23 protein-coding genes, 2 tRNA genes and 1 other annotated feature are annotated in these 24,567 nt (G+C 46.9%); of the genes, 1 reads left to right on the top strand and 24 read right to left on the bottom strand.

Annotation, left to right across the window (positions count from 1 at the left end):
* Positions 1–19: 19 nt before the first annotated feature.
* The 13 genes from yihA to ilvB form a co-directional block, all read right to left on the bottom strand.
* Complete coding sequence (gene yihA, locus AC3WTF_RS05025; protein WP_003152626.1) at positions 20–607, bottom strand: ribosome biogenesis GTP-binding protein YihA/YsxC; 588 nt, start codon at positions 605–607, stop codon at positions 20–22.
* A complete protein-coding gene (gene lon, locus AC3WTF_RS05020) occupies positions 604–2,928 on the bottom strand; it encodes an endopeptidase La (RefSeq protein WP_007612896.1) in 2,325 nt (774 codons plus the stop codon). Before lon ends, yihA begins: the two co-directional genes overlap by 4 nt.
* Positions 2,929–3,127: 199 nt before the next feature.
* Positions 3,128–4,786 carry an ATP-dependent protease LonB gene (gene lonB / locus AC3WTF_RS05015; RefSeq protein ID WP_012118116.1) on the bottom strand — a complete coding sequence of 553 codons (1,659 nt, stop codon included), beginning with the start codon at positions 4,784–4,786 and terminating at the stop codon, positions 3,128–3,130.
* A 150-nt stretch (positions 4,787–4,936) separates the two neighbouring features.
* A complete protein-coding gene (gene clpX, locus AC3WTF_RS05010; RefSeq protein WP_007408149.1) occupies positions 4,937–6,199 on the bottom strand; it encodes an ATP-dependent protease ATP-binding subunit ClpX in 1,263 nt (420 codons plus the stop codon).
* 271 nt (positions 6,200–6,470) lie between these two features.
* On the bottom strand, positions 6,471–7,745 hold the full coding sequence (gene tig, locus AC3WTF_RS05005) for a trigger factor (protein WP_007408148.1): 1,275 nt from the start codon (positions 7,743–7,745) through the stop codon (positions 6,471–6,473).
* 215 nt (positions 7,746–7,960) lie between these two features.
* Positions 7,961–8,965 carry a DNA damage checkpoint antagonist DdcA gene (ddcA, locus tag AC3WTF_RS05000; RefSeq protein WP_007408147.1) on the bottom strand — a complete coding sequence of 335 codons (1,005 nt, stop codon included), beginning with the start codon at positions 8,963–8,965 and terminating at the stop codon, positions 7,961–7,963.
* Between the two features lie 117 nt (positions 8,966–9,082).
* Positions 9,083–9,682, bottom strand: coding sequence for a 3-isopropylmalate dehydratase small subunit (gene leuD / locus AC3WTF_RS04995; protein WP_327965751.1), 600 nt, complete (start codon positions 9,680–9,682; stop codon positions 9,083–9,085).
* Positions 9,683–9,697: 15 nt separating this feature from the next.
* Positions 9,698–11,116, bottom strand: a complete 1,419-nt coding sequence (gene leuC, locus AC3WTF_RS04990; protein ID WP_338816426.1) for a 3-isopropylmalate dehydratase large subunit — start codon at positions 11,114–11,116, stop codon at positions 9,698–9,700.
* Positions 11,117–11,165: 49 nt separating this feature from the next.
* Entirely contained in the window at positions 11,166–12,263 is a 1,098-nt protein-coding gene (gene leuB, locus AC3WTF_RS04985; protein ID WP_032870760.1) for a 3-isopropylmalate dehydrogenase, read from the bottom strand.
* Between the two features lie 20 nt (positions 12,264–12,283).
* Positions 12,284–13,840, bottom strand: a complete 1,557-nt coding sequence (locus tag AC3WTF_RS04980; protein ID WP_108724800.1) for a 2-isopropylmalate synthase — start codon at positions 13,838–13,840, stop codon at positions 12,284–12,286.
* Positions 13,827–14,855, bottom strand: a complete 1,029-nt coding sequence (gene ilvC, locus AC3WTF_RS04975) for a ketol-acid reductoisomerase (RefSeq protein ID WP_003152600.1) — start codon at positions 14,853–14,855, stop codon at positions 13,827–13,829. The genes AC3WTF_RS04980 and ilvC overlap by 14 nt, the downstream gene beginning before the upstream one ends.
* Before the next feature lie 22 nt (positions 14,856–14,877).
* Entirely contained in the window at positions 14,878–15,396 is a 519-nt protein-coding gene (gene ilvN, locus AC3WTF_RS04970) for an acetolactate synthase small subunit (protein ID WP_003152598.1), read from the bottom strand.
* The gene (gene ilvB / locus AC3WTF_RS04965) at positions 15,393–17,117 is read right to left on the bottom strand and encodes an acetolactate synthase large subunit (RefSeq protein ID WP_025285068.1); all 1,725 of its coding nucleotides are present in this window, start codon (positions 17,115–17,117) and stop codon (positions 15,393–15,395) included. Before ilvB ends, ilvN begins: the two co-directional genes overlap by 4 nt.
* A 119-nt stretch (positions 17,118–17,236) precedes the next feature.
* Positions 17,237–17,488: a binding site (T-box leader), on the bottom strand.
* Between the two features lie 423 nt (positions 17,489–17,911).
* On the opposite strand from ilvB, the gene AC3WTF_RS04960 reads away from it, so the two are divergent.
* Positions 17,912–18,262 (top strand): DNA helicase, encoded by a 351-nt coding sequence (locus tag AC3WTF_RS04960; protein ID WP_492314207.1) that lies wholly within the window; start codon positions 17,912–17,914, stop codon positions 18,260–18,262.
* 39 nt (positions 18,263–18,301) lie between these two features.
* Here AC3WTF_RS04960 and AC3WTF_RS04955 read toward each other — a convergent pair whose 3' ends face one another.
* The 11 genes from AC3WTF_RS04955 to AC3WTF_RS04905 all read right to left on the bottom strand — a co-directional run bounded on the left by AC3WTF_RS04955 (position 18,302) and on the right by AC3WTF_RS04905 (position 24,530).
* A complete protein-coding gene (locus tag AC3WTF_RS04955) occupies positions 18,302–18,487 on the bottom strand; it encodes a hypothetical protein (RefSeq protein WP_007408136.1) in 186 nt (61 codons plus the stop codon).
* A gap of 251 nt (positions 18,488–18,738) precedes the next feature.
* Positions 18,739–18,812, bottom strand: a tRNA-Arg gene (locus AC3WTF_RS04950).
* A 124-nt stretch (positions 18,813–18,936) separates the two neighbouring features.
* Positions 18,937–19,010, bottom strand: a tRNA-Arg gene (locus AC3WTF_RS04945).
* A 112-nt stretch (positions 19,011–19,122) separates the two neighbouring features.
* A complete protein-coding gene (locus AC3WTF_RS04940; protein WP_007408135.1) occupies positions 19,123–19,632 on the bottom strand; it encodes a YfcE family phosphodiesterase in 510 nt (169 codons plus the stop codon).
* Between the two features lie 15 nt (positions 19,633–19,647).
* Positions 19,648–20,244, bottom strand: a complete 597-nt coding sequence (locus AC3WTF_RS04935; protein WP_088005422.1) for an XTP/dITP diphosphatase — start codon at positions 20,242–20,244, stop codon at positions 19,648–19,650.
* 11 nt (positions 20,245–20,255) lie between these two features.
* A complete protein-coding gene (gene rph / locus AC3WTF_RS04930; protein ID WP_007408134.1) occupies positions 20,256–20,993 on the bottom strand; it encodes a ribonuclease PH in 738 nt (245 codons plus the stop codon).
* A gap of 109 nt (positions 20,994–21,102) precedes the next feature.
* Positions 21,103–22,188, bottom strand: coding sequence for a GerMN domain-containing protein (locus AC3WTF_RS04925; protein WP_007408133.1), 1,086 nt, complete (start codon positions 22,186–22,188; stop codon positions 21,103–21,105).
* A 106-nt stretch (positions 22,189–22,294) separates the two neighbouring features.
* Positions 22,295–23,113: a glutamate racemase gene (gene racE, locus AC3WTF_RS04920; RefSeq protein WP_012118125.1), complete on the bottom strand. Its 819-nt coding sequence runs from the start codon at positions 23,111–23,113 to the stop codon at positions 22,295–22,297.
* 7 nt (positions 23,114–23,120) lie between these two features.
* A complete protein-coding gene (locus AC3WTF_RS04915; protein ID WP_003152580.1) occupies positions 23,121–23,561 on the bottom strand; it encodes a MarR family winged helix-turn-helix transcriptional regulator in 441 nt (146 codons plus the stop codon).
* Positions 23,562–23,747: 186 nt separating this feature from the next.
* Positions 23,748–23,972 carry a spore germination transcription factor GerE gene (gene gerE, locus AC3WTF_RS04910; protein WP_003152579.1) on the bottom strand — a complete coding sequence of 75 codons (225 nt, stop codon included), beginning with the start codon at positions 23,970–23,972 and terminating at the stop codon, positions 23,748–23,750.
* Between the two features lie 120 nt (positions 23,973–24,092).
* Entirely contained in the window at positions 24,093–24,530 is a 438-nt protein-coding gene (locus AC3WTF_RS04905) for an acyl-CoA thioesterase (RefSeq protein WP_012118126.1), read from the bottom strand.
* Positions 24,531–24,567 lie beyond the last annotated feature (37 nt).

Here is a 24,567-nt window from a genome sequence, read left to right as displayed (position 1 = left end):
CTGCGTTTTGGGTTTTTCATTACCGGCTGATCATTTTTTTAATGGCTCCCCATGCTTCATCTTTGCCTTTTTTCGTTTCAGAGGAAAATAAAATCAGCTCGTCTTCAGGATCCATATCAAGCGTCTGTTTGACAACCTTTAAGTGCTTGTCCCATTTTCCTTTTGGAATCTTATCCGCTTTTGTCGCGATAACGATGACGGGAATGCCGTAATACTTCAGGAATTCATACATGTTCACGTCTTCAGCAGACGGCGCGTGCCTGAGGTCGACAATCTGCACGCAGGCTTTCAGCTCTTCGCGGGTCGTCATATAGGTTTCAATCATTCTCCCCCATGCTTCCCGCTCGCTTTTGGAAACTTTCGCAAATCCGTACCCGGGAACGTCGACAAAATGCAATTCATCATTGATGATGTAAAAGTTTAAGGTCTGTGTTTTCCCCGGTTTTGATGACGTTCTGGCCAAGTTTTTCCGATTGATTAATGAATTGATAAAAGATGACTTTCCTACATTTGATCTTCCCGCCAGCGCGATTTCCGGAAGCCCCCCATCAGGGTACTGTTCGGGTTTGACCGCGCTGATCACGATTTCTGACTTTGTGACTTTCATTTCTTCTCTCCTACTAAGGCATGTTCCAAAACGTCATCCAGGTGAGAAACGAATATAAACTTCAGTCCTTCTCTGACGCTTTCTGGAATATCCTCTATATCTTTTTCGTTATCTTTAGGCGCAATAATAGTGGTCAGGCCCGCTCTGTGCGCGCCGAGCGCCTTTTCTTTCAGTCCGCCGATCGGAAGCACGCGGCCCCGCAGCGTGATTTCTCCCGTCATACCGACTTCGCGTTTTACCGCACGGTCCGTTAATGCTGAAACGAGCGCCGTGGCCATCGTAATACCGGCAGAAGGGCCGTCTTTCGGCACCGCTCCTTCAGGGACATGGATATGAATGTCATACTTCTCATGGAATTTCGGATCGATTCCGAACTGTTCCGCTTTCGAGCGGACATAACTGAAAGCGGCCTGCGCTGATTCCCGCATGACATCTCCAAGCTTCCCGGTCAGAATCAGCTTTCCTTTTCCCGGTGACAATGACACTTCGATTGACAGCGTATCTCCGCCGACCGTCGTATACGCAAGCCCCGTGACAACCCCGATTTGATCTTCGGTTTCCGCCTGTCCGTATCTGAATATCCGTTTTCCGAGATAGTCGGCCAGATTTTTCTCTGTAACGGTAATGCGTTTTCTCTCCTCAGACACAATGGCTTTTGCAGCCTTTCGGCAAATGGCGGCAATCTGGCGTTCAAGCGTTCTCACGCCGGCTTCCCTCGTGTAGTAGCGGATGATGTCCGTAATCGCCTGGTCCCGAATCTGCAGGTTGCTCTTTGTGAGCCCGTGCTCTTTGATTTGTTTCGGAAGCAGGTGGTCCTTCACGATCTCCAGCTTTTCGTTTTCAGTGTAGCCTGACAGGCTGATAATCTCCATTCTGTCTCTGAGAGGTCCCGGTATGGAAGCAAGGTTATTCGCAGTCGCGATAAACAGCACTTTCGATAAATCGAACGTCTCTTCAATATAGTGGTCGCTGAATGTGCTGTTTTGTTCCGGATCCAGCACCTCAAGCATCGCCGAAGACGGATCGCCTCTGAAATCAGACGACATTTTGTCGATCTCATCCAGGAGAAAGACCGGATTTTGTTTACCGGCTTTTTTCATCCCCTGTATAATACGGCCCGGCATCGCTCCGACGTATGTACGCCGGTGCCCGCGGATTTCAGACTCATCGCGCACTCCGCCCAGTGAAATTCTCACAAAACGGCGCCCCATGCTCGTACTGATTGATTTTGCAAGAGATGTTTTACCGACTCCCGGAGGTCCGGCCAGACAAAGAATCGGCCCTTTCAGCGTTTTCGTCAGCTGTTTCACGGCCAAATACTCCAAAATCCGCTCTTTCACTTTCTCTAAGCCGTGGTGCTCTTTATCTAAGATTTCCCCGGCTTTTTTAATATCAAGTTTATCTTCTGTTTCATCCGACCACGGAAGGGCGATGAGCCAGTCAATATAGTTGCGGATAACAGAGCTTTCCGCTGAGCTTGACGGCACTTTTTCGTAACGGCTTAATTCCTTAAGCGCCGTTTCTTTGACACGCTCAGGCATGCCTGCTTCTTCTATCTTTTCCGTGAGCGACTGAACTTCGCCGGTTTTTCCTTCTTTGTCGCCAAGCTCCTTCTGAATGGCTTTCATCTGTTCACGCAAGTAGTATTCCTTTTGAGTGCGTTCCATCGAACGTTTGACGCGCTGACCGATTTTTTTCTCAATCTCCAGCACTTCTTTTTCATTATGAATGGAACGGATGACCTTATTCAGACGTTCTTTAATATCCGCCGTTTCTAAAATGTCCTGCTTGTCCTTTAATTTCAGCGGGAGATGAGAAGCGACGATATCCGCCATTCTGCCGGGCTCTTCAATATCAGTCACAGCCGCATACGTTTCTGCGGAGATTTTTTTAGAAATTTTTATGTACTGGTCAAAATGGTCCAGCAGCGTCCGCATAAGCGCTTCGTCTTCCACGTCTTTTGAATCATCCTCATGCATCAGCTGTATATCGACCGAAGTATAATCTTCGAGTTCGGTGTATTCAAGGATCTGCGCCCGCTGAATTCCTTCTACAAGCACTCTGATCGTACCGTTGGGCAGCTTCAGCATCTGTTTAATTTTTGTATAAGTGCCGACGGCGAAAATATCCTCTTCACCCGGTTCGTCTATCGAAATATCCTGCTGAGTGGCTAAAAAAATCATATGATCATGCATCATTGCCTGTTCAAGAGCCTGAACCGACTTGTCACGGCCTACATCTAAATGTAAAACCATTGTCGGGTATACCAATAAGCCTCTTAAAGGGAGGAGCGGGATGCTGCGTTTTGTATCTTCTGCCATGTGACTGACACCTCCGTGACTTTAGTATGAACCATTATAATACAACTTTTTCATCGTTGTACAATTCCGGGATCGGGCTTTAATCGGCTTATCCGCCTGCCCTGTATATAAAACAGTCTCTTCGTAGTATACCCTTTCTTTCTGTTCTGAAAAAGGAAAAGATGTCCTCCATAAAAAAACCCCATTATAAAAATGGGGTTTATACGGATTCTTTATTCATTTGGATATCAAACGGTTTTTGTTCTGAAGGAGGGTCAACCAATATGACGTCCAGCACTTCCTGGAACGTTTTTACCGCTTTAATGGTGATTCCGTCTATTCGTTTCAGAATGGACTGCTGATTTTCATATGGGATAATGACCGTTTTTGCTCCGGCCTGTTTTGCGGCTTTAATTTTCGGAATGACGCCGCCGATCGGTTTGACAAGCCCCGTCAGGCTGATTTCTCCCGTCATCGCCACCGTATGGTCGATCGGGATGCGGTGAATCGCGGAAAAAATCCCCGCGGCCATCGCGATACCTGCTGAAGGTCCGTCAATCGGGCCTCCGCCCGGAAAATTCACGTGAATGTCATAGTCTGAAGGTTTGATGCCCATTGTGCGCAGAACCGTCAGAACATTTTCCACAGATCCCTTCGCCATGCTTTTGCGGCGGATCGACTTCGATTGGCTGCCGATACTTTCTTCCTCTGCAATTCCCGTGATATTCAGGCTTCCTTTGTCCTGCGCAGGTGTGACATTCACTTCGATTTCCAGCAATGCGCCGCTGTTCGGCCCGTAGACGGCAAGTCCGTTCACGATGCCGACTTGCGGTTCATCGGCGATTTTCTGCTCATTTTTAGGTGTAAGCTGACTGGAATGAACAACCCATTCTATATCTTCTGTCGTAATTTCTTTTCTGTCCTCAGTCACCGCCATGCCGGCGGCGATCTGGATCATATTGACGGCTTCACGTCCGTTTCTCGTATATGTGGTCAGCACACTGAGAGCTTCGTCAGAAATCTCTTTCTGAATTTTGTCGGCTGCTTTTTTCGCAACGATTTTAAGTTCATCCTTTTCCAGCTCGCGGAAAAATACTTCAAGACAGCGCGAACGGATGGCCGGCGGAATTTCATTCGGCATTCTCGTTGTCGCTCCGATCAAACGGAAATCTGCCGGAAGCCCATTTTGAAAAATATCATGAATGTGATTCGGTATTTGCGTATTTTCTTCACTGTAATACGCACTGTCTAAAAATACTTTTCGATCTTCAAGCACCTTCAGCATTTTATTCATCTGAATCGGATGAAGCTCGCCGATTTCATCAATAAACAATACCCCGCCGTGAGCATGGGTCACAGCCCCCTGTTTCGGCTGCGGAATGCCTGCCTGGCCCATCGCTCCCGCTCCCTGATAAATCGGATCATGCACTGAACCGATAAGCGGATCGGCAATCCCCCGTTCATCAAACCGCGCGGTCGTCGCATCAAGTTCAACAAAAACAGCCTGCTTTTGAAACGGTGACTGTTTATGTTTTTTCGCTTCTTCCAATACCAGCCGCGCCGCAGCCGTTTTACCGACTCCTGGAGGACCGTAAATAATGACGTGCTGCGGGTTCGGTCCGCAAAGCGCTGCTTTTAACGCTTTAATTCCGTCTTCCTGGCCGACAATGTCCTGAAAGCTTTTCGGCCGCACCTTTTCTGATAAAGGTTCTGATAAACTGATGGCGCGCATTTTGCGCAGCTGTTCCATTTCTTTTTTTGATTCTTTATCTATCGTCACTTTTTGTGTACGCTGGTTTTTGAGCAGATTCCAAAAATATAATCCGATGACTATCCCGAAAAACAGCTGTACAAATAATGCGATCCCTGTCCAACTCATGCTGGTCCCTCCTGAAAAAACGATTTATGTATCCAATTCATTCCTCTGTCCGCTAGTATCTCCCAGCAAAGCCCGGAATAAACATTTTCAGAAGGGTCAGGACAAGAAAAAAAACCTCCTGATCAATTCGAGTCAGGAGGTTTTGTCATGTTATGCTGATGTTTTATCTTGGCCGACAACTGTGCCGTCTTTTAATACAAGACGCGGTGCTTCACCGTCTGCGACTGTCGCTCCGGTAATGACACATTTTTCAATATCATCGCGGGACGGCAGATCAAACATGACGTCAAGCATGATGCCTTCAATGATAGAACGCAGGCCGCGTGCGCCTGTTTTACGCTCGATCGCTTTTTTCGCAATTTCAGATAATGCCTCGTCTTCAAATTCAAGCTCGACATCATCAAGTTCTAACATTTTCTTGTATTGTTTGACGAGTGCGTTTTTCGGTTTAGTCAGAATTTCAACCAGTGCCGTTTCGTCAAGCTGCTCAAGGCTTGCAATGACAGGAAGACGGCCGATGAATTCAGGAATCAGACCGAAACGGAGCAAGTCTTCCGGAAGAACTTTAGAAAGCAGTTCTTCTTTTTCAAGGTCTGCCGCTTTATTATCTGAGCCGAAGCCGATGACTTTTTGTCCGAGACGGCGTTTGATGATTTGTTCGATGCCGTCAAATGCACCGCCGCAAATGAACAGGATGTTCGTCGTATCGATCTGGATGAATTCCTGATGAGGATGTTTGCGTCCTCCTTGAGGCGGCACGCTTGCAACCGTTCCTTCAAGAATTTTCAGCAGCGCCTGCTGAACGCCTTCGCCTGATACGTCGCGTGTAATGGACGGGTTTTCAGATTTTCGCGCTACTTTATCGATTTCATCGATATAAATAATGCCTTTTTCTGCTTTTTCCACATCATAGTCTGCTGCCTGAATCAGCTTGAGGAGGATGTTTTCTACGTCCTCACCGACATATCCGGCTTCAGTCAGAGATGTAGCGTCCGCGATCGCAAACGGCACGTTCAGAATACGCGCAAGCGTCTGGGCAAGAAGTGTTTTCCCGCTTCCAGTCGGTCCGATTAAAGAAATATTACTTTTAGAAAGCTCGACATCATCCACTTTACTGTTGGAGTTGATGCGTTTGTAATGGTTGTATACCGCAACCGCAAGTGATTTCTTCGCCTGATCCTGTCCGATGACATATTCATTCAGAATCTCACGGATTTCCTGCGGCTTCGGAACGTCTTTAAATTCGACTTCTTCTTCTGTACCAAGCTCTTCCTCTACGATTTCTGTACAGAGCTCAATACATTCGTCGCATATATATACACCCGGTCCTGCAACCAGCTTACGAACCTGATCTTGCGTTTTTCCGCAGAACGAGCATTTCAATTGTCCTTTTTCCTCGTTGAATTTAAACATTCTTTCACCCCTTAATCTTGTCTCACTTTTTCTTTTACCTGAAGGGCAAAAGAAAACGGTTCTTGCTACGATCGAGTATGTATTGCATTTTACCATACTTTCCAGTAAGACGGTAACAATGTGTTTCGCACTTGCACATTCTATATGTATGACGAAAAACAGCCCGGCAATGACTATCTTGCCCCAAGAAAAAGAGTTATATCATAATTGTACAAAACAAGGCACGAATTAATCGCGCCCTGTTTTATTATGTCTATTATTATGAACCATATTAACGGTTTTCTACAAGAAAATCAATTGCTTTTCGAACTTTTAAATCTTCTTTCATCGCGTCAGTTGAACCGATTGCCTGCTTAATGTTTTCAACCGGCATGTTGTAAGCTTCAGCCATTTTAGTCAGCTCAGCTTCAACTTCTTCGTCCGTTACTTCAAGGTTTTCAGCTTGAGCGATCGCTTCAAGAGTCAGGTTTGATTTTACGCGTTTTGCGGCATCTTCTTTCATTTGCTCTTTTAACGCGTTTTCATCTTGGCCTGAGAATTGAGTGTAAAGCTCAAGGTTCATGCCTTGCATTTGCAGACGCTGTTCGAATTCTTTCAGCATGCGGTCAAGCTCAGTGTCGATCATCGCTTGAGGAACATCAGCTTCAGCGTTTTCAGATGCTTTCAGAACAAGCTCTTCACGCAATTTAGCGTCAGCTTCGTTTTCTTTTGCTTCTTCAAGGCGTTTTTTTGTTTTCTCAGTTAATTCAGCAAGCGTTTCAACTTCTTCGTCAATGTCTTTTGCGAATTCGTCGTCAAGCTCAGGAAGCTCTTTCGCTTTGATTTCATGAATTTTCACTTTGAAAACAGCTGGTTTTCCGGCAAGCTCTTCAGCGTGGTACTCTTCAGGGAATGTTACTTCAACATCCTTTTCAGCGCCTGCTTCAAGGCCTGTTAACTGCTCTTCGAAGCCCGGGATGAATGAACCTGATCCTACTTCAAGTGAGTAGTTCTCAGCTTTTCCGCCTTCAAACGCTTCGCCGTCAACGAAACCTTCGAAGTCAAGAACGACTGTATCGCCGTTTTCAACAGCGCCTTCTTCTTTCACGACAAGCTCAGCCTGACGCTCTTGAAGAGCTTTAAGTTCGTTTTGTACATCTTCGTCAGTAACGGCAGTGTCATCTTTTTCGATTCCTAAGCCTTTGTAGTCGCCAAGTTTCACTTCCGGTTTTACAGTCACTTTTGCAGTGAAAATCAAGCTTTCGCCTTTTTCGATTTTTTCAACATCGATTTCAGGGCGGTCTACAGGTTCGATGCCGGCTTCTTCAACCGCTTTAGGGTATTCTACAGGAAGTAAAATATCTAAAGCATCCTGGTAAAGAGCTTCAACGCCGAAACGCTGTTCGAATAAACCGCGGGGAACTTTCCCTTTGCGGAATCCAGGAATAGAAACCTGTTTTACTACTTTTTTAAATGCATCATCAAGAGCTGTTTTGAACGTATCCGCGTCAACTTCAACCGTTAATACGCCTTCGTTGCCTTCTTGTTTTTCCCATTTTACAGACATGTGTTTCCCTCCAAAAATCTATTCAGGTTGTGTCGGTCTTCCATTCTAAAGCAATCCGCGGCTTTGTCAAAGAAAAAACCGCTTGAATCAGAATCATTATGTAATGAACTGGCAGCCTGTCCAACCGTAATTCTCATTTCAGTTAAACCGCTATACATAAATACAACCACTATATTATAACATAACGCCTACCGCTTTCAACTATATGGTGTGATTTACAAATAAGAAATTTCTTCAATATCCTTAATCATCGTGCAGGCTTCTTCGAGTTCGCGGCTGTCAAACTCGTACATCATGTGAAGTTCCTCCGGCTCAATGTCAATGCCGTGCATCTCGTAACCGACCTTATGAAGCGCCGCCGCCCATAAATCTGCGTTCAAAAACTTCGGCATAAAAGGGTGCAGGACGTACAGATGCCTTCTCCACAGCTCCTCGACGGCAGCGTATAATGTAGGGTTTTCATTGCCGAGCGTTTCATCAAGCACCCGGAGAACGCGATGCAAAACCGGAGCCGCATCAGGCTGAACCGTTTCACTCGGAACCGCGGTCATTGAATCGCCGAATTTTGTAATATGGACCGGCTTGCTGTAGTCATGGTCCGCCATCAGCGTCAAAATCATCGTCTTGATAAGAGGATGAGCGCCCGGATCTTGAAGAATCGTTTTTAAGAGACCCGTGTATTTTGCAATATTGCGGTCTTTGAGAGAATGAATCAGATTCATTTGTTCAGCGGGGCTGTTCAGCACTTTTTCCGCATCAAGAATGTCCTCGTATTCCTCCTCCCACGCTTCATCCTGCTGGTCGGGATCGGTCATTTTGCGGCTGAATTCGAGCAGCCGGTAGAATTGCTCCGCACTTTCTGCGGGCAGCTGGTTTTCTTCCAGCACAGCTTCAATTGTGCTTTTGACTTCTTCATATTGTTTCAGCTGAATTAAAATGGTCATGTACACCTGCAGCACGGTGAAATAATGGCCGTACCCTTCATTCAGCATTTTCTCGCAAACTTGTTTTGCTTCTTCCAATTCCCCGAGTTCCAGAAAACAAATCGCCATGCCTAAATGTACGTCGGACTCGGTATCGCCGTGGCTTACCGCCTCTGAAAACAGTTCGAGGGCCTCCTGATACTGTTTATCCTTCATGGCGGCCATCCCTTTATCAACCAAGCGTTCTTTCAGACGGGGGAAAGGAATGATATCAGCTTTTTTCTTGTCATGCGTCATACTTTATTTCCTTTCAGGCGCTATTTTGTTCAAGTGTATCAACACGCGTCAGGAAACACAAGAAAGGATGGTGCGCACGGTAAAAAAAGCCGCCGGACAGATGCCGGGCGGCTTTTTTCAGGCTTGAAGCCATGAACTTCTTTTCGATTCAAACTGCTGAATGTCGTCCTCCAGCAGAAGCGTTAATGAAATTTCATCATAGCCGTTTATCAGCATTTCCTTCCAGTGAGGATCGACTTCAAATGAAATCTCTTTGCCTTCACTGTCGTGAATGAGCTGGTTTTCCAAATCAACCGTCATGTTAAGAGACTGATTTTCATATTGACCGGCGAGTTTTTTCCACTGATCATACGGCATACGGATGGGAAGCATACCGTTTTTAAAACAGTTTTGATGAAAAATATCGGCAAATGACGGAGCAATGATGATTTTGAAGCCGTAATCATCCAGCGCCCAAGGAGCGTGCTCACGGGATGATCCGCAGCCGAAATTCTCTCCGGCAATTAATATGGACGCGCCTTCATAGACTTTGCGGTTTAATTCAAATTCAGGATCAGGCTCACCGTTCTCAAGGTATCTCCAATCAAAAAACGCGAATCTGCCGTATCCGGTTCTTTCAATTCTTTTCAAAAACTGTTTCGGAATAATCTGGTCCGTATCGACGTTGATCCGGTTTAAGACGGCCGCTTTTCCCCTATGCGTTTTTAAAGGTTCCATCTTTTCGCGCACTCCTTACACAACTGTTTTTTCTTGATAAAACTTTCTTACATCGACGAAATGCCCGTGAATGGCCGCCATTGCCGCCATCGCCGGACTGACAAGGTGTGTTCTCGCGCCTTTTCCCTGTCTGCCTTCGAAGTTGCGGTTGGAAGTGGAAGCGCATCGTTCCCCTTCAGGCACGACATCATTGTTCATACTGAGGCACATGCTGCAGCCTGATTCTCTCCATTCAAATCCGGCCTCGAGAAACACGCGGTGCAGCCCTTCTTCCTCGGCCTGCTGTTTCACGCTTTGAGACCCCGGCACCACAATGGCTCTGACGCTGCCGGCGACTTTTCGGCCTTTGATTATATCCGCAGCCTGGCGAAGATCGGTCATCCGCGAATTTGTACAGGAGCCAATAAACACATGCTCGACTTTAATATCTTCAATTTTTTGATTCGGTGAGATTCCCATGTATTCGTACGCGCGGATGGCTTCTTTTTTACCGTCTTCAGAATCAATCGTTTCCGGCGCCGGTATTTGGGCATCGACCGGAAGAACCATGCCGGGATTGACGCCCCATGTTACCATTGGAGAAATCTCGCTGCCGTCTAGCACGATGGAATGATCGTATACGGCGCCCGGATCGGTTTTTAATGCTTTCCATTCTGCGGCGGCTTTTTCAAATTCCTCGCCTTTTGGCGCGTATTTACGGTTTTTACAATATTCAATCGTCGTGTCATCCGGAGCGATCAGTCCCGCCCGTGCTCCCGCTTCTATTGACATATTGCAGACGGTCATGCGTTCGTCCATAGACATGTTTCTGAATACTTCCCCGGTGTATTCAATGACATATCCGGTACCGAATTTCACCCCGTATTTTCCGATGACCGACAAGATGACATCCTTCGCGGTCACTCCTTTTTGGAGCGTTCCGTCAACGCGGATTTCAAGCGTTTTCGGCCGCTGCTGCCATAGTGTCTGTGTGGAAAGAACATGTTCCACCTCACTTGTGCCGATACCGAAGGCAAGCGCTCCGAACGCACCGTGAGTCGATGTATGGCTGTCTCCGCAAACGATCGTTTTCCCCGGTAGTGTCAGACCAAGCTCAGGTCCGACTACGTGAACGATTCCCTGGTCTGCGCTGTGAAGATCCGCAAGACGGACGCCGAACTCCTCACAATTCCGTTCAAGCGCGGTTACTTGGCGCTTTGCAACTTCATCTTTAATGTCAAAACGGTTGACGGTCGGAATATTGTGGTCCATCGTCGCGAATGTATTCTGCGGCCGTCTGACCTTTCTCCCCTTCTGTCTTAACCCTTCAAACGCCTGAGGAGACGTCACCTCATGAATTAAGTGCAGATCAATATAGAGAAGGTCGGGTTTTCCTTCACCGCTTTTTACAACATGCCGATCCCAAATCTTTTCGATGATTGTTCGAGGCATCATCTTTGTTTCCTCCCTCTACCTATGAACTAAGACCGCTTTCTTTAAAGCGTCACACTATAGATTTTGTATTCGAGCCGGCTAATGCGGCTTTTACTTTTTCAGTAATGTCATGCGTTCCGGCATATTGGCCGTCCCGGGCGATATCACGTGTACGGCTGCCGTCTGCAAGCACCTTTGCGACCGCTTTTTCCACCGCCTGCGCTTCGTTTTCAAGCCCGAAAGATGTTCTCAAAAGCATCGCCGCTGATAAAATCGCCGCAAACGGATTGGCCATCCCTTTACCGGCGATGTCAGGCGCAGATCCATGCACGGGTTCAAACAAGTGAAGACCTGAACTTGATAAACTGGCTGACGGCAGCATGCCGAGCGAGCCTGTCAGCATGGAGGCTTCATCGCTTAAAATATCGCCGAACATATTCTCAGTTACGATGACGTCAAACTGGCTCGGGGCGTAGATGAGCTGCATCGCGGCATTATCGACAAGCATATGTTCAAGCGTCACATCAGGAAATTCTTTTGCGATTTCATTTGCGGTTTCCCGCCACAGCCTGCTTGAAGAAAGCACATTCGCCTTATCAACGGACGTCACTTTTCCTTTTCTGCCGGCAGCCATCTTAAAGGCTTCTCTGACAACGCGTGCGATTTCTTCTTTCTTATAAAAAAGGGTATCGACCGCTTCCTTTTCTCCCGCTTCATTGACATACTGTCTGCTCGGTTCTCCAAAGTAGAGGCCGCCCGTCAGTTCCCTGACGATTACAAAGTCGACGCCTCTGATATATTCTTTTTTCAGCGGAGACGCCTCAGACAAGCTTTCAAATACGGTCACGGGACGCAGATTGGCAAACAGGCCGAGTTTTTTTCTGATGCCGAGCAGGCCTTTTTCCGGTCTGAGCTCCGGAGGATTTTGGTCCCATTTCGGCCCGCCGACTGCCCCGAGCAGGATGGCGTCGGATCTTTCACAAAGAGCCACCGTCTCCTCAGGAAGGGGGTTTTGATGGGCGTCAATAGCCGCTCCCCCGATCAGCCCGTTTTCAAATTCAAATTCATGTCCGAATTGTTCGGCAACGCTTTTCAATACATCTGCCGCTGATTCCGCCACTTCCGGTCCGATTCCGTCACCGGGCAGCAAAGCAATACGTTTTTTCAAATCAAACGTTCTCCTTTCTATTACGAGCCGACCGCAGTCTGTCTCTTTAATCCGTCTAAATTGCAATCCAGCACCAGCTGCCGGTTCACGGCGTTCAGATAAGCTTTAGCAGAAGCTTCCAGAACATCCTGCGCGATTCCCCGCCCTGATGTTTCTTTTCCGTTCACGGTCACTCTGACAAAAACTTGAGCCAGCGCGTCTTCGCCTTTCCGGTTGGATTGGATGCGGTAGTCTGTCAGTTCAATATTTTTATCGATGCAGCGCCCGAGCGTATTATAAACGGCTTCTACGCTGCCCGCCCCCGTTGCCGCCTCTTGCATCAGCTGTTCGTTTTCCTGATTTTTTAAAGAGACTGTTGCAGTCGGCACCTGAGACGTCCCGTAATGCACTTGCAGAGACAAAAATTCATAGCCGATTTTTTTGTCTGTCACTTTTTCTTCTAAAATAAGAGAAATCAAGTCATCATCAGTGATTTCTTTTTTCTTTGCGGTCAGTTCTTTAAACATCGTAAAATATTTATTGATTTCATCACTATCAAACTGGAATCCAAGCGTATTCAGGCGGTCTTTGAACGCGTGGCGCCCGGAATGCTTTCCGAGTACAAGTGCATCAGCAGTCACGCCGACAAGTTCCGGTGAAATGATTTCATATGTTGATTTTTCTTTCAGGAAACCGTCTTGGTGAATGCCGGACTCATGTGCGAAAGCGTTATCTCCGACGATTGCTTTGTTGCGGGGAACTGCCATACCCGTCAGTTTGCTGACAAGATCACTCGTCCGCTTCAATTCATGAAGATTGAGAGATGAATCGGCTTGATGCGCGTCATTTCTGACATGAAGCGCAACGGCGATTTCCTCTAGCGCGGCGTTCCCGGCTCTTTCTCCTATGCCGTTAATGGCGCATTCAATTTGATCAGCGCCGTTCTCAATTGCCGAAAGTGAGTTGGCAACCGCCATTCCGAGATCATCGTGGCAATGGGCTGATAGCTTTACCCGGCTGATATTCGGAACGTGTTCCTTCATATATTTAAAGATGTTTCCGTATTCAGCCGGCGTCAGGTAACCTACAGTGTCCGGCAGGTTGATGACGCTCGCGCCGGCATCAATCACTTCTTCAACGATTTCAGCCAGAAACGGAAGTTCGGTGCGGCATGCGTCTTCTGCTGACCATTGAACGATCGGAAAGCGTTCTTTTGCATACTTCACCATTTCAACCGCTTTTTCCTTAACCTCTTCCCGCGTCATTTTCAGCTTATGCTTCAGATGAATGTCAGAGGTGGCGATAAAGATGTGAATCCGCGGGCTGGCCCCGTCTTTCAGCGCTTCCCAGGCTGCGTCGATGTCACCTTTGACAGATCGGGCAAGCCCTGTTACCGAACAATTTTTAATCGTTCTTGCGATTTCCTGCACGGCTAAAAAATCACCTCGGGATGAAGCGGGAAATCCCGCTTCAATAATATCCACCCCGAGTCTTTCAAGCTGCTTGGCTATCGCCAGTTTCTCCCGGGAATTGAGGTTGACCCCGGGGGATTGTTCACCGTCACGAAGGGTCGTGTCGAAAACATTAATTTTGCGCAACGGAGACCACCGCTTCCTTCTTTTTGCCTTGTTTGACAAACGGCATCATTTCGCGAAGCTGTCTGCCGACCTTTTCAATCTGATGCTCGTTTTCACTTGCATTGATCGCATTGAAGCGAGGACGGTTCACTTGGTTTTCCACGATCCATTCTTTCGCGAATGTACCGTTTTGAATATCTGTTAATACTTGTTTCATCGATTCTTTTACCTTTGCATCGACTACGCGCGGCCCTGAGACAAAATCTCCCCATTGAGCCGTATCGGAGATAGAGTATCTCATGCCCGCCAATCCTTCTTCATACATCAAGTCTACGATCAACTTCAGTTCGTGCAGACACTCGAAGTATGCGAGTTCAGGCTGGTAGCCGGCTTCTGTCAGCGTTTCAAAACCCGCTTTGACAAGCGCCGTTAAACCTCCGCACAGAACAGCCTGCTCACCGAACAAATCCGTTTCCGTTTCTTCCTTAAATGTTGTTTCAAGAACGCCCGCACGCGCTCCGCCGATTCCTTTTGCATAAGCAAGAGCCGTATCTTTCGCTTCGCCTGATACATCCTGGTAGATGGCAAACAATGCCGGTACGCCCGCGCCTTGTTCATATGTTCTTCTGACAAGGTGTCCCGGTCCTTTAGGGGCGACAAGGAATACATCCACATCAGCAGGAGGCACGATCTGATGGAAATGGACGTTAAATCCGTGTGCGAATACCAATGACTTGCCCGCCGTCAATTCATCTTTGATTTCAGCTTCATATACTTTTTGCTGCTGTTCATCCGGAAGAAGAACCATAATGATATCAGCCTGGGCAGCCGCTTCTCTTACCGAAAAGACTTTATGACCGTCTTCTTGGGCCTGTGTAAATGATTTTCCTTGTCTGACGCCGACAATGACATCAATTCCGCTTTCTTTTAAGTTCAGCGCATGTGCGTGACCTTGTGAACCGTAACCGATAATCGCTACTTTTTTACCTGCCAATACGTTCTCTTTGATATCACCGTTATAATATACTTTTACCATTTTAATCTCTCCCTTTTTTGTGTTATACAATTGAAATTGTTTTATTGGATGACGCCTTCTGCTGGGTTCCCCTCGCAAAAGCCGTTGTGCCCGTTCTCGCGATTTCTTTAATGCCGTAAGGTTTGAGAAGCTCTATGAGCGCTTCGATTTTATTAGATTCGCCGGTAACCTGAACGACGATGCTGTCTCTTGAGACATCAACGACGGAAGCTCTGAACGGCTCAATGATTCCATTGATTTCCGTTCTGGCCGACGGTGCGGAAACAACTTTGATTAATGCCAGCTCACGCTGTACAATCGATTGGTTTGTAATATCCGTCACTTTCAGGACGTCAATTTGTTTGTTAAGCTGCTTTGTCAGCTGCTCTACGTCATTTTCGCCTTCCACATGGACGACAAATGTAATCCTTGAAACACCGCTTGTTTCCGTGTGGCCTACAGTGATGCTTTCGATATTATAGTGTCTTTTTGTAAACAGGCCGGTGATCCGGTTTAATACTCCCGAGCGGTTGACCACCGTTAATGTGATAATGCGTTTCAAGGTTTCACCCCCACCATTTCATGAAGTCCTTTACCCGGCGCAATCATCGGGAATACTTTCTCGCTTTTGGCGACCCGGACGTCAATAACGGCCGGTTCTTTTGATGAAAGCACCTTTTTAAGCTCTTCTTCCGCCTCTTCCTCCGATGAAATCCGGACGCCTTTAATGCCGTAGGCTTCTGACAATTTGACAAAGTCAGGCTGCGCCGAGAATTTGGATTCAGAATAGCGCTCTTCATAGAAGATTTCCTGCCACTGTCTGACCATGCCCAGACATTCGTTGTTCAAGATAACCACTTTGACAGGAAGATTCAGCTGCCGGATGACATCTAATTCCTGAAGGGTCATCTGAAAACCGCCGTCTCCGAGGATGGCAACGACCGTGGCGTTACGATCGGCCAGCTGCGCTCCGATAGCCGCCGGAAGGCCGAAGCCCATTGTGCCGAGTCCCCCCGAGGTCACCCACTTATCAGCCTTTCGGAAAGGATAAAACTGAGCCGCCCACATCTGGTGCTGGCCGACATCCGTCGCCACAATCGCCTCACCGTTTGTGAATTGGTGAATATACTCAATCAGCTTTTGGGGTTTCAAGCCCTCTTCTCTGTTGTCTGTATACCAAAGCGGATATTCTTCTTTCCATTCTGAAAGCTGCTGTTTCCACTCCTCTGTCTGTCCCTGTTTTCCGTTTTGCTTCAATAATTCCTGAAGGACGATTTTACTGTCGCCGACCACCGGAATCTGCGTTTCGATAATTTTTCCGATTTCAGCAGGATCAATATCGATATGCGCCACTTTGGCCGATTTTGCAAAATGCTTCAGATTTCCGGTCACACGATCATCGAACCGCGCTCCGATGCTGATCAACAAGTCACAGTGGTAAAGCGCCATATTCGCTGTGTATGTGCCGTGCATCCCCGCCATTCCCAGAAAAAGAGGATGGTCTGCCGGGAAACCGCCCAGACCGAGGAGCGTGTGCGCTACCGGTATTTGCTGCTGCTCGGCATAATTTTTTAAATCTTCTGAAGCTTTACCGTGCAAAACACCCGCTCCGGCTAAAATAACCGGCTTTTTCGCACTGCTGACAGCTTCCACGAGCTTTCGGATCTGCAGATAGTTAGGCTCTTTTACAGGCTGATAACCCGGAAGGCTGATCTCGTGATCATATCTGAACTCTCCTTCAAATGCTGCGACATCCTTCGGTATATCAATTAATACCGGGCCCGGTCTTCCCGTCGTGGCGATATGGAACGCCTCTTTAATCACACGGGGGAGATCTTCCGGACGGCGGACTTGGTAGCTGTGTTTCGTAATCGGCATCGTAATTCCTAAAATGTCGGCTTCCTGGAAAGCGTCGCTGCCGATGACCGAAGTGGCCACCTGACCGGTAAACACTACGAGCGGCAATGAATCAATCATCGCATCCGCAAGACCGGTAACTAAATTTGTCGCTCCGGGTCCGGATGTAGCAATCACAACCCCCGGCTTTCCGGAGACTCTCGCATACCCTTCAGCCGCATGAATCGCGCCTTGCTCATGGCGGGGCAGGATGTGAACCAATCCCGACTGATACAGCTTATCGTAAATCGGAAGGACAGCTCCCCCCGGATAGCCGAAGATCATCTCGACATTTTCTTTCTTTAATGATTCAATCAGCATCAGAGCCCCGTTCATTGTTTTTGTACATTCGGCAGACAAAGAATCCGCCTGTACATTTGTGCCCATTTTCAGTTCCTCCTTTTCAATGTTCCCTTCTAAAATCCAATTCATAAAACGCAGCGCCGGCTGACGCAAATAAAAAAGCCTTCCCACCCACATTCAGCCAAGCATTTCATGCGATAGCCAAAAGGGGCGAAAAGGCTTTGCTTTCCGCGGTACCACCCTTGTTTACGGTCATATGCAGACCGTCTCATGGATAATGATTATCCGTTTTGATAACGAGTAAACATTGCGTTCACTCGGCCGAGTCCTACTCTTTACATTTCAGACCGGCACTCTGAGGGGAGTTCACTTTGATTTGTTTTACCGGCTCTCAGCGTTACCGGCTCTCTGTGAAAAACTTCAGCAAAGCTACTTATCCTCTTCTGCGCTTTTTTATTATGGCAGCTCTTTTATTAAAAAAGAACCTTCACTTGTTTGTTTTTTCAGTGTTTTATGATTTTTCTTTTTAGCGTGAATCATTTATTTATTTTTGTTTGAACTCATATTACGCCCGTTTGCAGACAGTGTCAACAGCATTTTTATAATTATTAGACAATTTAGATTAATCAATCTATTTTGTATACGCTTTCATTACTGGTACAAAGGGATCTGTAAATGTTAAAAGTTTTTATCATTTTTTTATTAATCTCTCAAGATTACATGAAATTTTTCCGTTCATATACGAATATGTCACATTTTATTACACAATTTTTCTCTGTCCTTCCGGCATGCTTGTCAGATATTCCGTTCGATTGAACAGGCTCTTTATACAGACATACGCATACACTGTTCTTATCTCGTAAGAAATGAGTGATGTCATGAATAAGATGTTATCAGGCATGCAGGGCCTGCCTCCTGGATTTCCGCCTTTACCGGTCTTACCGCCGCAGTCTTACTATCCTCCGGTCCCGATGCATACAGCACCATATCAAGGCGGCCCTTCTTTTCAGCAGGGATTCCCGTCATCCGGATACGGACAGCAGACCCCGCAAAGCACGCTGTCATTCGCCGGGCAGCAATTCGTTCCGTACCCTTATACAACCGGGTACTACGGCCAATCCTTCAGTGACGTCGGCGGAAGCCTCGGCGCCGGGGCGCATCCCGGCGCGCTCGGGGGCGGTTTCAGCGGCCATGCCGGGGGCTTCAGCGCTCCGAGCGGATTCAGATGATACAAAAACCGGCCTCCCACGGCCGGTTTCTTTTCTTATTCACAGAGTATAACGGTCATTCCATTGATTCATTTCCTGCTCCGTATAGTAATCAGCCCTTGAAACCTCAACAATGATTAAACCGCATTGAGTGATTAAAAATTGCTTCAGTTCCTCAAACAGCTCGTCTTTTCCGCAAAAGATCGTTTCTATATTGTGATTTTTATATGCAAATGCGTACTTCAAAAGCTAATTCCTCCTGCTGTCTTTCTATCATTCATTGACAAAATGTATGATAGAAATTAGATAATTTATCACTCAAGGGCGCCTTAAGTATCTTTATACATATATTTATTACGATAAATATTACATTAAGTTTCATTTATATTAAAATTACTTTACAATTTTCATCAAATACGGAACTTTTGTTTCGTAAAACAAAAAAATAAAATACAAAAAAACCTCAAACCCATTGTCAGGGCTTGAGGTTTTTTATACGTCCCAGGAGAGATTCGAACTCCCGACCGACGGCTTAGAAGGCCGTTGCTCTATCCGGCTGAGCTACTGGGACATGAAAAACAAATTGTTCTGCTGATCATTTTACCATGATATCAGCGAATTGACAATATAGTCATCCGATAAAAAAGGCCAGCGGCATCAGTTTTCACTCTGATGTCACCAGCTCTTTTTTTGTACGTCCCAGGAGAGATTCGAACTCCCGACCGACGGCTTAGAAGGCCGTTGCTCTATCCAGCTGAGCTACTGGGACAGCTTTTGCTTTATGTATCAGCGACAAGATTTATTATATACAGGTTCAAATCATAAGTCAATATTTTTTTAAAACTTTTGATGGGGAAGAACGAAATCTCCCCCATCACTTGTTAAAAACTGATTGTATTCCCAAAGTCCTTCAATTCCCGACCCGTTTCGTCGTAAAATGTCACGGCGCCTTCTCTTTCTGTAAGAGTAAGAATGGCATAGCTTTTCACATTGCGGACTCTCGGAAGACGGATGCTGCCCGGATTAATCAAAAGCTTGCCCCGAAGCTCTTCACTCCCGGCAATATGTGAATGGCCGAAGCAGACGATATCCGCCCCAAGCTCTTCCGCCCGGTAAAAAACAGTTAAAAGTGACTGTTTAATGCCGTGAAGATGCCCGTGAACGGCCAGAATTTTCTTTGAACCTGCGTCCAGAAGAAGTTCATCCTGAAACCCGCCGCCAAAGTCGCAATTGCCTTTTACCGTGTGAAACGGCGTAAGCGCCGGATGTGCGGCGTCAAGCTCTGAATCACCGCAATGAATCATCAGATCCGCTTCGTCTTCGTGCCGCTTTGCAATCGTCTCCAGCTCGTCTTCAAGGCCGTGACTGTCACTTATTATCAGCACTTTCATTGCATACGCTCCCCCTTATGAATCAAGCAGCTTTGACAGTTTCTTGAGCGCCTCAGCCCTGTGGCTGATTTTGTTTTTCTCAGCGCTTGTCAGCTGGGCCATGGTTTTATCTTTATCTTTTACAATAAAAATGGGATCATAGCCGAACCCGTTATCCCCCTCGGGTCCTTCCGCAATATACCCTTCAACATGACCTTCGACCGTTTTTGTTTCCTGCCCCGGCATGCTGACGGCAAGGGCGCAGCGGAAACGGGCCGTGCGCTGCTCTTTTTCGATGCCTTTTAATTCTGACAGCACCTTGTCCATATTCGCTTTATCATCTTTTGCTTCTCCGGCATAACGGGCTGAATAAACGCCCGGTCTGCCTCCAAGGTTGTCCACCGATAAACCGGAGTCGTCTGCAATGACCATTTTGTTGACGGCTTTTGCCACGGCTTCCGCTTTTAAGATGGCGTTTTCTTCAAAGGTATGTCCGGTTTCTTCAATTTCTTCCGTAAATCCGATTTCCGCCAAAGAAGAGACGCTGTAGCCTTTCGGTTCGAGTATTTCCTTGAATTCTTTCACTTTTCCCTGATTGTGTGTCGCAATAATGGCTTCTTTCACGCTGATCAGGCCTCTCTTTCTTATTTCAGTTCAGGCAATGTTTCTGCCAGCACTTCTTTTTGCTTTTGAATAAGCGTCTGGATTCCTTTTTCGGCAAGACTTAACAGTCCGTTTAAATCTTCACGGGAGAATGTGGCTTCTTCGCCCGTCCCTTGAAGCTCTACAAAACGTCCGCTTCCCGTCATGATGATATTCATGTCGACTTCAGCCGCCGAATCCTCTTCATAATTCAGATCCAAAAGAAGGCCTTCTTCTTTATCCATCCCGACAGAAATGGCCGCGAGATAATCTGTCACAGGAGAGGTTTTGATAACGCCGCTTTTTACGAGTTTGCCGATCGCAATGGCCATTGCCAAGAAGGCGCCGGTAATGGAAGCCGTTCTTGTTCCGCCGTCAGCTTGAATGACGTCACAGTCGATCCAGATCGTCCGTTCGCCGAGCTTCTCCAAATCAACGACGGCCCGGAGCGCGCGCCCGATCAGCCGCTGAATCTCCATCGTTCTGCCGGAGACCTTTCCTTTTGAAGATTCTCTTATCGTTCTTTGATTCGTCGCGCGGGGAAGCATGCTGTATTCCGCTGTGATCCAGCCTTTTCCTCCGCCGCGTAAAAATGGCGGCACCCGGTCTTCCACAGATGCATTACAGATGACCTTCGTATTTCCCGCTGTAATTAAAACAGAGCCTTCAGGGTGAGTGATAAAATCCAAATCAAATGTGATAGGGCGCAGCTCATCGTGCTGTCTTCCGTCGTGTCTCATATTTTACCTCCGATTATATGTACATAAACCTTTTGTTCCGGATTGTGAATAAAGAAAGAGGCAGCCGGAACGCTAACCTCTTTTTTACTAGTATATCAAAAATCGCAAATTAAAAACTACCCGTATTCACTTGTGACGGCCTCGAAACAGGTTTTGAAAGGGATTCTCCTTTTTCATTCACCAGTTCTGATTTTCCGTTTACTTTTATAGAAACACTTTTAATTGACGGCTGTTCGGTTAATGTGAGAACGATGCTGTCCAGTACGCCCGATGATACCATTTTTGTTTTTTCGTCGGCGCTTCCGTAAATGGAGCTGTTAAAGTCCAGTGTAACCTGGCCGTCTTTTACTTTCGGCTTGCCGAGAAGCTTAACATCGTTATTAAAGTCCGTCAAAAGCCCGCTTGCTTTGCCCGGTCCGTCGGCGAGCTGTTCAACGGCAGCGGTGATGTCATTTGTTTCCGAATTGTCAATCCGCTTTGTGACAGGCACGTAGTATTCGCTCGTCTCTGTTTCCGCCAGATAATAGACAGTCAGCGGATGGGTGTCTGTCAGATCATTCACTCCGGCCGTTTCAATATTAATCCCGTCTTTTCTGCTTAAGTCGCCCGTAATCGGCGTGCCGCCCACAGGCATTTCTTTCAGCTCGTGCCCGTTGATTCTGATTTTGACTTTATCTATTGAGCTGAATTGGGTAAGCGTCCATGTAATCGATTGCAGGATTTTTTGTTCGTCTTCTTTTTTATAGTTTTTAAATTCCTTCGAAAAATCAGCGACGGCAGTGCCGTCTTTTTTAATATCGACATTTACCGTCGTATCCGCAGGGAGCACAGCTCTGAAGCCGTTCGGCAGGATTTCTGACACAGGCCCTCCCTGAACCAAATACTCAAGGGCCTGCTTTGCGGTTCCCTCACTGTTCGGAAGAGGCAGTGTCTGTGCTGCGACATAGCCGTTTTTATCAATCAGATACAGCTCTCGCATGACTGTATTGGCCGGCTGGTCGGCTTTAGAAGTGCCGTTTTTCTCTGACTGCTTTGGTTTTGCCTGAATTCCCGCTTCATCCTTTACATATGAAATGTCTTGAGGCGGGTCAATTTCCCCGGCTGTTTTATCGGATTGAAACAAACCGCATCCAGATAACACAAAAGCCGAAGTAAGACATGTTGCAGCAATGACTGCAGGTCCTTTTTTCAGCATACTTTTCCCTCCTAAGGCTGTTTGTACTATGATGTATACGAGCCCTGTCCGGGAAATAGACCGGGAAGCGCAAAAAAACCCGCCGTAAACAGCGGGTTTTTTTGATTTATTTTCTGACCGGCTCTTGAAGGGAGATGCACTCGACATGGCCGATTTCGTGGCCGAACCAGTCTTCGGCAATTTTTGCGAAGCCGTTCCGCTCTCCCGTTGTAAGAAATTGATGCTCCGGTGCATGTTTCGATTGGTTTAACAAACCTTTATAAGACAAGATGGTGCTCACTTCTCTCGCCGTCTCGTCTCCGGAGGAAATGATTTTCACATGCTCTCCCATATAGTTCTGAATCGGATCTTTTAAAATCGGATAATGCGTACATCCTAAAATCAAGGTGTCAATTGATGTACCTTTTAAAGGCTCAAGCGATGCTTCAACCGCTTCCTCCGCTGATTCCTGAAGAAACCGTCCGCTTTCCACAAACGGCACGAGCAGCGGACAAGCCGTGTTCTCAACTTGAAGTTCTGCGTTTAACCCGAGCAGCGCCTGCTCATACGCTCTGCTTTTAATGGTATTGACCGTGCCGATGACGCCGATATGCTGATTTTTCGTGACCTTTATCGCCGTTCTCGCACCCGGCTGAATGACGCCGACAACCGGAATATCCGTTTTGCGCTGAATATCCTCCAAGGCAATGGCCGTGGCCGTATTGCAGGCGATCACGAGCATTTTGATATGGTGGTTTTCCAGCAGGTAATCGGTCATTTCCCACGTGTATTGAAGAACTTCTTCTTCAGGACGCGGGCCGTACGGGCAGCGTTTTGTATCTCCCACATAGATGATATTTTCCTTCGGTAGCTGTCTCATGATTTCCTTAGCAACGGTTAACCCGCCAACCCCGGAATCAATGACTCCTATCGGCTGTTCCAACAAAATCGCCTCATTTTCTTTTCATTTCATGCTGCAGTTTCAATAATGATTTTTCGAAAGCGGCTGTTTCTTCTTCGGAAAATGTCGCAAACATATCCCGCAAATAAGCCTGTCTTTTCAAAATCACTTCTTGGATAATGCGCTCTCCTTCAGCGAGAAGATGAATTCTGACGACCCGTCTGTCGGCCGGGTCTTTCACCCGCTCGACAAGCTTATTTTTTTCCATGCGGTCTATCAGATCCGTCGTCGTGCTGCAAGCCAAATACATTTTGCCTGATAATTCGCCTATTGTCATATCCCCCAATTCATAAAGCCATTGAAGCCCCACGAATTGCGGCGGTGTAATTGCATATTGGTTAAGGATTTCTCTTCCTTTTTGTTTAATGATCGCAGCGATATGGCGGAGTGATTTTTCGATATCCGCAACATGCTCTACAGATTTTGATGTCATTTGTCCATCCCTCACTCAAGGATCTTTCTGGGCTATGCGCTCCGTGTCTATTTTCCTTCTTTTTTTAAGAAAATGCAAGACTGACGGAGAAAAAGGAAAAACCGGGATTTTCACCGCATGCCCATCAGCCCGGGCGCCAACGCAAATAACCGGCTCCTTCTCGAAAAGAAGGAAAACCGGCAAGAATCAGAGCTCTAGCTCACCCATTCTAAGAAGCTCGACAACAGCTTGCGAACGCCCTTTCACACCTAACTTCTGCATGGCATTTGAAATGTGATTCCGTACAGTTTTTTCACTGATAAATAGCTCGCTTGCAATTTCCTTTGTTGTCTTGTCTTGAACGAGCAATTCGAATACTTCTCTTTCTCTTTTGGTCAGCAGCGGCTTTGATTGAAAATCTTTCTCCTTCAAGTATTGTAACCCTCCTTGCTAAGGTGAGAGCGAATCTGAAACGAATGGGTTTATATAGTCAAGATATCATATGTAAAGGGCGCTTCGGAGGTGACGTCTCTTAGAGAAATAGTTATCCGTTCAGGCGAGCAGAATGCCTTTCTCCCGCTCCGTCCAGCTGACCGCTTTGCCGCTTTTCTTCGACACTTGAACCATAACGACGGAACCCGTAAAGCACGGCAGGCCCGACTCATTTTCTCCAAGGTAATGAAGGGTGACGGACGCATTTCCGGCAGCGCTTGCTTTCACATAAATCCGCAGATTTTCATACGGCATCACCTGACGCATATAGTCGCACTGCTGGCTTGCGACGACCGTCATCGTTTCCGAGTTTTGCGCCGTTATGCCTCGCTGTTTGAAATAAGCGATCCGTGCTTCTTCAAAATAGATGAAAGGGGTTACATTATTCATATGGCCGAACATATCCGTTTCTGAAAAACGAACCGATACTTCAGTAAAGAAAGAAAACGACTGTCTCCATTCTTCAAACGGGATATCAATATATTGCGGTTGTTTCATCACCTTCAGCTCCTTATAAAAAAACCTCTCCCGTGCG

It is taken from the genome of Bacillus sp. EB106-06-01-XG163, from assembly GCF_058791615.1.
This window is presented reverse-complemented; position numbering and strand designations above follow the sequence as displayed.